Source organism: Metasolibacillus sp. (assembly GCF_025291715.1).
Classification (GTDB): Bacteria; Bacillota; Bacilli; order Bacillales_A; family Planococcaceae; genus Metasolibacillus; species Metasolibacillus louembei.
This window is the reverse complement of the sequence record NZ_JAMBIZ010000054.1, coordinates 1-10,558: the sequence shown is the minus strand read 5'-3', so window position 1 is coordinate 10,558 and position 10,558 is coordinate 1. Positions and strand designations below refer to the sequence as shown.

Genomic DNA, 10,558 nt, shown 5'->3' with positions numbered 1-10,558 from the left:
CAAATGTCTTTGTTTTTCTTCTCATGAGTAAAAACAAGAAAACAGAAAATTCAGTTAAAATTTATGCGACGCTAGTGTAATTTTATAAGTAAAATGTATAGGACCATACGCTGGTTTAATCTCTACAGCTTTCGATTCGATTTCCTCATTAGTAGCCTCGTACATTGTATTATCTTCAGATAAATCTACTGCAGGTGCATCTCCAACCCCATAATCTACATTAGGTTGATATATTTCGGAAGCTTCTGCTAAAATAGGTAATGAAATCAAAAATGTTAGCATCATTCCAAAATAAAGTAATCCAATTCTTTTCATTCTAACAATTCCTATTATTTGATTTTTATTACAAAAATATAATAACATAGATTTTATAGCGAGGAGACATTTTTATGAAATTAAGTAATTTTAATCATTTTTCATTGTTAATTTGTAGTATTATATCTTTTTTTGTATTCTGCTTTTTAGTTATACTAAATAGAATTGTTTTTATATTGGAAAATCCAAATTTTGTTTTTAGGCAAGAAGAACCTATTCGCAAATGGTTTCAACTAAGCAATGAGTTAATTAACTTTGTGACATTTGCTCCATTATTTTTTTCTATAATCTTTCTAATAATTTTTATCTATTTAAAACTAGGTAGTAGAAAAACTAGGTAACAGTGTGTACTGTTACCTTTAGAGATGCCAAAAATAAATTTTTCAATATTATATCAGTATACTATTGTTGTAAATTGCTCAACTGTACCCGCTTGTCCCATTCTGTTATTTCATGCTAAATATCCAAGTCCACTATCCCTAACAATTGTCGACAGCGTAATACAATAATATTGAACTAATTTCCTTTATAATAAAACAACTACTCATCCATATATTTGTATAGCTAGCCCTCTTATCAAAAGGACTAGACTAGCTTTATTTCATCCCAAACAAACGCATCGCCACCGTTGCAAATTGCTGAAGCATCTCTTCTGGTAAATTATCAATATAAATTAATCGTAAACCAAATAAGAAGCTTATATAAGAAATTGCAATAGTTGAAGGATTGCCATCTAACAGTTGATTTTCCTTTTGTCCATTCGTAATTAGCTGTATCAGTGATTGATTCAATACTTCTGTTTCTTCATTCAATTGTTTAAAGATGTCTGGAAATTTTTCATATTGTGCATTTGCTTGCACAATCAAATGCATGTAAGTTTTTTGCTCATTGAAAAGCGTAACATGTCTTTTCGTCATTTCCCCGATTTCTTGTCTATAGGATTGGGGACTCACATCAAATGCTCGCAGCTCATCAACTAAAGGCTGCCAAGGCTGTATCACACATGTATAAAATAGTTCCTCTTTACTACCGAAGTGTGTTGCTACAGTACCAAAGCCCACCTCTGCTTTTTTAGCAATATCTCCCATCGTTGTGCTATCATAGCCTTTTTCAGCAAAAAGAGCTGTTGCTGCCTCTAAAATTCGCGCTTTTTTTAGCTCCATATTCCTTATTACTTTATCGCTTGCCATTTCCATACCCCCTAAAGATTGATTAATCAATCTTATATTAAAATAAATAAAACGTTGCCTAAAAGATTTAATCTTTCAGGCAACATTCATTTTAAACACGATGTTTCTTAGACGTCCTCTGCGATTTTACTTCACTGGCGCCACAATCACCGTTTTACCACCCATATAAGGAACAAGCACTTCAGGAATTTTCACACTGCCATCTGCTTGCTGGTAGTTTTCTAAAATTGCGGCTACTGTACGTCCAATCGCTAAGCCTGAGCCGTTTAATGTGTGTACATATTCCGGCTTTGCACCTGACTCACGACGGAAGCGGATGTTGGCACGACGCGCTTGGAAATCTTCAAAATTTGAAATAGAAGAAATTTCACGATACATATCCTGCGTTGGGAACCATACTTCTAAATCGTATTTTTTCGCTGCTGTAAAGCCTAAATCAGATGTGTTCATTAACAGCTTGCGGTATGGTAGCTCTAATAATTGCAATACTTTCTCCGCATGACCTGTTAACAATTCTAATTGCTCATAAGATTCCTCTGGCTTCACAAAACGCACAAGCTCCACTTTATTAAATTGGTGTTGACGGATTAATCCGCGTGTATCACGACCCGCTGAGCCTGCCTCTGAACGGAAGCAAGCACTATAAGCTGCGAAGCCTTTTGGCAGCATGCCACCGTCTAAAATTTCATCGCGATAGAAGTTTGTTACGGGTACTTCCGCAGTTGGCGCTAAGAAATAATCTAGCTCCTCTAACTTAAATACATCCTCTGCGAATTTCGGTAATTGTCCTGTGCCTGTTAATGAATCGCGGTTAATAATGACTGGTGGTAGCATTTCCTCATAGCCATGCTCCTCAGCATGTAAATCCATCATAAAGCTCATTAATGCACGCTCTAAACGTGCACCTAGCCCACGATAAAACAAGAAACGGCTGCCTGTTACTTTACCCGCACGCTCAAAATCAACTACTTGTAAATCTGTCGCTACATCCCAATGTGGCTTTGGCTCGAAATCGAATGCTGTTTTTTCTCCCCAAGTATATACTTCCTTATTGTCATCCTCTGTTTCTCCTACAGGAACAGATTCGTGTGGAATATTTGGTAAACGTATCATCATATCTTCGAATTTTTCTTCTACAGCTCGTAATGCCTCATCAAGCGTTTTAATTTCATCGCCTACTTCGCGCATACGTGCAATAACATCATCCGCATTTTCCTTATTGCGCTTCATCACCGCAATTTGCTCAGACACTTTGTTGCGCTCTGCCTTTAATACCTCTGTTTTTGCAATTAAATCACGACGCTCTACATCCAATGCCTCAAAATCATCGAAAGTTCCTAAATCCTCATTGCGTGTAAGCAAAACGCGCTTTACTTCCTCATAATTGTCTCGAATACGTTTAATATCTAACATATTTCTTCCTCCATTCTTTAGTATGCTAATGCATTAAAACGACAAAAAAGCCCTCATCCCATAGAAAGGGACGAGAGCTACCCGCGTTGCCACCCTAATTGAATAGACAGAGCATGCCTATTCCACTTCATTCATAACGGCTTTAGTTACCGGTCTTTGCCTACTTATGTTTCAGCAAGACAACTCAAGGACGGATTCACAAGTGTTTTTATTAGCTTGCACCAACCGCTAACTCTCTACAAAAAACAGGCTTGTTACTATTTCCTATCATCGCATTATCGTATCAATTTGGATTCATTGTACTATAGCTTATTATTTTTCGCAAGCACCTAAAATTCAGTATAATAACATTAGAAAGGATGACGAACGATGGACATGCTGCTATTCTCATTAAATCGCGATACAAATATGCCGTTGTACGAGCAACTATACGAAGGCATTAAAGAGGCAATTATTCATCAAAAAATTGCTGTAGGTGAAAAATTACCTTCTAAAAGAAGACTCAGTGATTTTTTAAATATTAGTCAAACGACGATTGAATTAGCATATGCACAGCTTTTAGCGGAGGGTTATATCGCTTCTAAGCCACGCGTAGGCTATTTTGTCGAGGATATTGCTGAGCTACCCTTTATTGAAAAAACAATTACTCATACACCTGACACGCCTAAAAAACACACATATAAAATTGATTTTTCACCGGGTAAAATTGATGAGGATTCCTTCCCCTTCACTATTTGGAGAAAATATGCGAAAGACCTTATCGATTTACATTCAAAAGAGCTATTGCAAATCGGTGACCGCCAAGGAGAATACGAATTACGAAGCCAAATTGCAAGCTATTTATACCAATCGCGCGGCATTCACTGTACCGCTGAGCAAATTGTTATCGGCTCAGGGACAGAGCAGCTAATGCCATTTATTTTGCGCTTATTTAATCAGGCTAGCATTGCTTTAGAAAACCCTGGCTATTCTGCGATTCCCCGCAATCAGTTAGACCATGCTGTTATCCCTGTTGATGTGGATGCAGATGGTTTATTAGTGGACCAACTAGAAAAAACAGAGGCGAATTTAGTTTATATTACTCCCTCTCATCAATTCCCGACTGGTGCTGTTTTATCCGCTGCGCGTCGTGCACAATTATTAAAATGGGCAGCTGGGAAAGTATCTCGATATATTATTGAAGATGACTATGATAGTGAATTTCGTTATATCGGAAAACCAATTCCTGCACTGCATAGCCTAGATCAAAATGAAAAAGTAATTTATATGAGCACATTTACAAAATCGCTAATGCCATCTTTGCGTGTTGCCTATTTCGTATTACCACCAGCATTACTTGCGCGCTACAACAAAATTTTCAGCTATTATTCCGCTACTGTGCCACGCTTTGATCAGCATATTTTAGCGCATTTTATGAAGGATGGTCATTTTTCAAAGCATTTAAATCGCATGCGTAAAATTTACCGCAAAAAACACGATAAGCTGCTATCTATATTGACAAAGCACTATCCAACAATCGGAGTATCAGGAGACGTTGCGGGCATGCATATCTTAATACAAGTTCCTCACAACAAAGATGAACAGGAACTACAAAAAATTGCCAAGGAAAACGATATTTCGATTTTACCCCTTTCAAATTATTTATTAACTCCTGTCCAATCGGAGTTCCCAACATTTTTATTAGGCTTCGGCGGTATCCCAATCGAAAAAATCGAAGCATATGTTGATGCATTAATGATGGCTTGGAGCATTAGTAAAAACTAAAAGGTGAGGCTCCTTTTAGTTTTGGATTAATACAGAGTTAAGCATCATAATATTTACAATTACATTCATTTCAACTTCCCTTGAAATAGGTGTATTTTTTTGAAAACTTAATATTTCTTCTTCTTCGATATTCGTTATTCTAGAAATATTCTCTATCGATAAACCAAATTGTTTTACAAGGCTATCTATTATCAATTGTACACGCTCTTTTGCTGTTAGATCTAAAGAAAAACCATGATTTAACATTGTTAATTTGTATTTTAAAATTCTTTCTTGATTAGCTGTTAATTTTACATTTTGGTTGAGTAAATCATCCAATTCTTTCGGTAAAATTGTAAGTAGATTAGGGAGTTGTTCAAACGTTAAATTGAATTTATCCGTTAAATCCTGAAGCTCCTGTTTATATGTTTTGTTGCAATTTGTGTTTATCGATAATATATCTTTTATATCCATTTTAACCCTCCGGTTAATAATTTAAGGCTGTCTTCATATTCCCTATTATATTAACAGATTTTAGGGTATTCCCTATAATAAAAGGACAAAAGATTGCTGTAGCTTGACTACCCTACTCAAAATTCCAAAAATAAGAGCATTAGCAAAGGCTAATGCTCTACAAGCTCAATGTTATATTCCTCAAACCACATATCTATTTGAACCAAAAAGGCGAGCAGTTGTGGTCCTGCCATTAATTGCCCAAACCAAGGAACCTTGAAAGATGAGCCACTTGATTGAATTAGCTCCTGTAATTTTTGTGCATCAAACAACTCATGCAAAATAGAGTTTTGATTTTCTAGTCGTTGTTGCAATATTTTTTTGACGCCGTTTGTATATTTAGGATGGTAAGTTTTAGGGTACGGATTCTTTTTTCGATATAATACTTCTTGAGGTAAAATACCTTCAAAAGATTTTCTTAATATACCTTTTTCTAATCCACCAATTGTTTTCATTTCCCACGGTATGTTCCATACATAATCAACAAGGCGATGATCTGCAAAAGGTACTCGCACCTCTAAGCCCGCTGCCATCGTCATTCGATCTTTACGCTCTAATAAAGTTTGCATAAAGTATTGGCGATTCAAGTAAAAGAGCTGCTGCCTTTTATCCGTTACAGGTATTTTCTTAATTTCATCATCGTATGTTTGCTGCAAATAATCCTTTAATGGCAATTTTTTTTGCCAATGCTCTTGCAGCAGTTGTGCTCGCTCATCACTTGAACGAATCCAAGGGAAGTATGGCGTAGCATTGTAAAACCAAGGATACCCTCCAAACAACTCATCTGCACATTCCCCAGATAAGGCAACAGTGAAATCCTTTTTAATTTCTTGCCCAAACAATACAAGCGAGCTATCAATATCGACCATACTCGGATAATCCTTACCTTGCAATGCCTGCCTTAAATAAGCAACTAACTGCTCCTGTTTAACAATAACTTCATGATGTACCGTATTAAATTGCTGACTCATAATATTAATCCAATAGCCATCACGTGTCGTTTGAAAATCATTTTTCGCAAAAAACTGCTCATTATCCTCATAATCGATTGAGTACGTATGAAGTTGGTCCTTTAATGTTTGCGCTGCAACTGCCGTAATAATACTTGAATCGAGTCCACCGGATAAGAGCGTACACAGGGGCACATCGCTCACTAATTGACGTTGAATTGCGTCTGTAGTTAGCTCTCGTACATGCTCAATTGTCTGCTCCAGCGTATCCGTATGCTCCTTGCTCGTTACATCCCAATAACACCAACTTGCAATACCATTTTGATTGAATCGCAATGCATGGGCAGGTGGTAATTCCATGATATTTTTAAATACTGTTGTACCAGGCTTTCTCGAAGGACCAATACTTAAAAATGCTGTTAATCCTTCATACGTTACAATTGGGCGAACTGCTTGATGTGCTAATAATGCTTTTATTTCAGAGCCAAATAATAAGCCTTCCATACTTTGTGTATAAAATAAAGGCTTTACCCCTAATCGGTCGCGGAATAAATAAATAGATTGCTCATTTGCATCCCACACCGCAAAGGCAAAAATGCCATTGAGATGCTCTACACAGTGCTCTTTCCATTCGATAAATGCGCATAGTAAAACTTCAGTATCTGATGTCGTTGTAAATGTGTAGCCTCGTGCAATTAATGTTTGGCGCAGCTCCTCGGTATTATAAAGCTCACCATTATAAACAATTGTGTAATGCATTTTTGTCATAGGCTGCGCACCGCCTGCTACGTCAATGACCGCTAAGCGCCTGTGACCAAGCTGCACATGCTGCTCCGTCCAAATTGCCTGTGCATCAGGACCTCGATGTGCTAAAACATCCGTCATATGCTGTATTTGCTGCGTATCCTTCAGCACTTGCTGAAAGTTAACGATACCCGCAATTCCACACATTTTTCACACTCCTTCACGTATGTATATGTAAAATTTTGCGTTAGTAGAACAAAAAAAGAGCTACCCGTTTGGATAACTCTTTTGAAAGTTAACTAAATAACCCTGTCACGCTTCCCCATAAATTGCTGAAGAATTTGCCGATACCTTGGAAGAACAGTGAAATGCCGCTAGCACGCTCTACAGAGGCCGTTGTCACAACATCTACTGTTAGCTCCTCTCCATCGATAAAGCCATAATCTGTGCCTTCTGAGCGCTCTAATGTTGCTTTACCGATAACTGTACCTTGTTCCACTGCTGCCTCTAGCTCTTTTTTGGATAAATCTAGAACAGGTTTGTATAAATCCTTATCGCTTGTTTTAATCATGAAAGAAATTGGCTCTTTTGTAGCAATTGCTACATCGTCTGCCTTTCCTTTCGTCACTTTCACTGTTTTCTGCTCATCAAATACATAATTAGCAGGTAATAGCTCTTGTTTTGTAAATTGGCCGAAGCCATAATCAAATAGCTTTGCCGTTGCATCAAAGCGTGCTTTATAAGAGCCTACGCCGTTTGCGTCAACAGCTTTCATGACAACAGCAATAAGACGCGTACCATTACGCTCTGCTGTTCCTGTAAAGCAATGACCAGCAAATGTTGTAGTACCTGTTTTTAAGCCATCTACGCCTTCATAGGCATATACAAGCTCTGGCAACATGAAGTTCCAGTTTTCCATCTTAATTGCATCGCTTGTCCCTTCACGGAATGTCTTTTTTGCAATTTTAGATGTTTCTAAAACCTCCGGATGATCTTTTAACAAATGATAGGCTAATTTCGCTGTCGATTTAGCTGACATGACGTTTTCATCCTCTGCACCTGTACCAGATGGATGCATGCCGAATAAATCTGTATTATTTAAACCTGTAGAGTTAACGAATTTATAGCCTTCGAGCCCAAGCTCTTCTGCCTTTGCATTCATTAATTTTAAAAATTCTGTTTCTGTACCTGCAATTGTTTCAGCAATCGCCACTGTTGCTGCATTTGCTGAATAAATTGCCATCGCTTCATACAATTCACGAATTGTATAAGTACCATCTGCTCGTAGTGGTACATTACTTAATGCACGGTTTTGCGACATTTTATATGTGTAGTCTGTTACACGATATTCTTGCTCCCATGTCACTGTTCCTGCATTAATTGCATCCAACAATAAATACTCTGTCATCATCTTCGTCATACTTGCAATTCCTAATGATGTGTCTGCATTTTGCTCATATAAAATTTTTCCCGAATCTGCGTCAATTAAAATCGCTGCGTCTACCGTTAAACCTAAATCAGTTTCTGCCTTTGCTACGGGTACAGTTATTAGCATGCTAAATAACAAAACCGCCAGCGTAAGCACACTGATACTTTTCATACTTGCCTTTTTCACAAAGCTACCTCCACTAAATAGTTTCTCGTTCATAATTTTATCATAGAACATCAGTAAATGCGGTAAATATACAAAGAAAACACTCTGTTAACCTCAATTATTGACGTTAACAGAGTGAATTAGTTGCATTTTTTATTGATAGGAATAATTTGGCGCTTCTTTTGTAATTTGTACGTTATGTGGATGTGATTCACGAAGACCTGCCCCTGTCATGCGAACAAACTGTGCTTCCTCACGTAACGCTTGTAAATTAGCTGAGCCACAGTAGCCCATACCTGCGCGAATACCACCGATTAACTGGTGAATTGTATCTGCAAGTGGTCCCTTGTATGGAAGACGTCCTTCAATGCCTTCTGGCACTAATTTTTTCGCATCCTCTTGGAAGTAACGATCTTTTGAACCTTTTTCCATTGCTCCAAGTGAGCCCATACCACGGTATACTTTAAAGCGGCGTCCTTGGAAGATTTCTGTTTCTCCTGGTGATTCTGAAGTACCTGCTAATAAAGAGCCTAACATTACGACATGTCCACCCGCAGCTAATGCTTTTACGATATCGCCAGAGTACTTAATACCACCATCTGCAATAATCGCTTTGCCGTATTCACGTGCTATTGAAGCTGCATCATACACCGCTGTAATTTGTGGTACACCTACGCCTGCAACAACGCGTGTTGTACAAATTGAACCTGGTCCAATTCCTACTTTAACAACATCAGCACCAGCTTCAAATAATGCGCGTGTACCTTCTGCTGTAGCAACATTCCCAGCAATAATTTCTAGCGCTGGGTAAGCCTCACGAATCGATTTAATTGTATTCAATACACCTTGTGAATGACCGTGTGCCGTATCGATAACAATAATATCAACCTGTGCTTCCACAAGCTTTGCAATACGAGCCATTGTGTCGCTTGAAACACCTACTGCGGCTCCTACTAATAAACGGCCATGAACGTCTTTCGCAGCATTAGGGAATTCAATCACTTTTTCAATATCTTTAATTGTTATTAACCCCGTTAGCTTACCGCTCTCATCAACGATTGGTAATTTTTCAATTTTATATTGCTGTAAAATCTTCTCTGCATCCTCTAATGTTGTACCTTCAGAAGCTGTAATTAAGTCTTCCTTTGTCATTACATCGTCGATTTTTAAAGCATAATCCGAAATAAAACGTAAATCACGGTTTGTGATAATCCCTACTAATTTTTGGTCGTCCATATTGTTTACAATTGGAACACCCGAAATGCGGTATTTACCCATTAAATGCTCAGCATCAAAAACTTGGTGCTCTGGTGTTAAGAAGAATGGATTTGTAATAACGCCATTTTCAGAACGCTTTACTTTCTCTACTTCTTCAGCTTGTTCATCAATCGTCATATTTTTATGAATAATACCAATACCACCTTGGCGTGCCATTGCAATCGCCATTTTCGCTTCTGTTACTGTATCCATACCAGCGCTTATTAAAGGAATATTTAATTTGATTTTTGGAGTTAATTGTACTGATAAATCCACGTCTTTTGGTAATACTTCAGAATGTGCAGGGACTAATAGTACATCATCAAATGTTAATCCTTCTTTAGCAAATTTTGTTTCCCACATTTCGAAAATTCCTCCTAGGTAAAAGAATATTATTGTAAGGTTATCAACGTGCACTTATGGTGTCAAGGTATTAATAAAAGAAAAATAATTCAGACTATTAATTAACTGTCATTAGTGTAGGTTAAGGCTCTATCAACCAACAGTTAAAATTACGTAGCTATGTGAACTTTTATAACGGTTTTCCACCACCTGATAGGAGTATTAGCTATGGAATATAACTTTAATGGAGACTATCAGGAGTTTGCTTAGGAAAATGGATGCTAGTTTTCATTTTTTCCATACAACGACACCCTACTCTCACAGGGGCACTCTCAACGCAGCACAGCAGCATGAAGAAAATTATTTTACCTTTTAAAAATAATTAATAAGACCTTACTTCATAATTTGCAATATGAAATACTTGAACATTTAGTGTTTATGGCAAAGTCTATCAGCAACTTTCTATGTTTTATCAGTAACTTTGATACTTCTATCGG

General features: G+C 37.4%; 8 protein-coding genes and 1 other annotated feature. Of the genes, 1 reads left to right on the top strand and 7 read right to left on the bottom strand.

The genetic code is table 11. The annotated features are described in order from the left end of the window. Positions 1-54: 54 nt before the first annotated feature. The 3 genes from M3Z76_RS19320 to serS form a co-directional block, all read right to left on the bottom strand. Positions 55-315, bottom strand: coding sequence for a hypothetical protein (locus M3Z76_RS19320; protein WP_293929809.1), 261 nt, complete (start codon positions 313-315; stop codon positions 55-57). A gap of 596 nt (positions 316-911) precedes the next feature. Then, positions 912-1,505 carry a TetR/AcrR family transcriptional regulator gene (locus tag M3Z76_RS19315; RefSeq protein WP_293929808.1) on the bottom strand — a complete coding sequence of 198 codons (594 nt, stop codon included), beginning with the start codon at positions 1,503-1,505 and terminating at the stop codon, positions 912-914. A gap of 126 nt (positions 1,506-1,631) precedes the next feature. Further along, positions 1,632-2,918, bottom strand: a complete 1,287-nt coding sequence (gene serS / locus M3Z76_RS19310; RefSeq protein WP_293929807.1) for a serine--tRNA ligase — start codon at positions 2,916-2,918, stop codon at positions 1,632-1,634. 63 nt (positions 2,919-2,981) lie between these two features. Beyond that, positions 2,982-3,198 (bottom strand) — a binding site (T-box leader). An 89-nt stretch (positions 3,199-3,287) separates the two neighbouring features. On the opposite strand from serS, the gene pdxR reads away from it, so the two are divergent. Continuing rightward, on the top strand, positions 3,288-4,682 hold the full coding sequence (gene pdxR, locus M3Z76_RS19305; protein WP_293929806.1) for a MocR-like pyridoxine biosynthesis transcription factor PdxR: 1,395 nt from the start codon (positions 3,288-3,290) through the stop codon (positions 4,680-4,682). Between the two features lie 15 nt (positions 4,683-4,697). On the opposite strand, the gene M3Z76_RS19300 is transcribed toward pdxR, so the two are convergent. The 4 genes from M3Z76_RS19300 to guaB form a co-directional block, all read right to left on the bottom strand. After that, positions 4,698-5,135, bottom strand: a complete 438-nt coding sequence (locus M3Z76_RS19300) for an HTH domain-containing protein (RefSeq protein ID WP_293929805.1) — start codon at positions 5,133-5,135, stop codon at positions 4,698-4,700. Between the two features lie 149 nt (positions 5,136-5,284). Beyond that, complete coding sequence (gene asnB / locus M3Z76_RS19295) at positions 5,285-7,075, bottom strand: asparagine synthase (glutamine-hydrolyzing) (RefSeq protein ID WP_293929804.1); 1,791 nt, start codon at positions 7,073-7,075, stop codon at positions 5,285-5,287. Positions 7,076-7,163: 88 nt separating this feature from the next. Next, positions 7,164-8,468, bottom strand: coding sequence for a D-alanyl-D-alanine carboxypeptidase family protein (locus tag M3Z76_RS19290; RefSeq protein WP_293929810.1), 1,305 nt, complete (start codon positions 8,466-8,468; stop codon positions 7,164-7,166). Positions 8,469-8,615: 147 nt separating this feature from the next. After that, a complete protein-coding gene (gene guaB / locus M3Z76_RS19285; protein ID WP_293929803.1) occupies positions 8,616-10,082 on the bottom strand; it encodes an IMP dehydrogenase in 1,467 nt (488 codons plus the stop codon). Positions 10,083-10,558 lie beyond the last annotated feature (476 nt).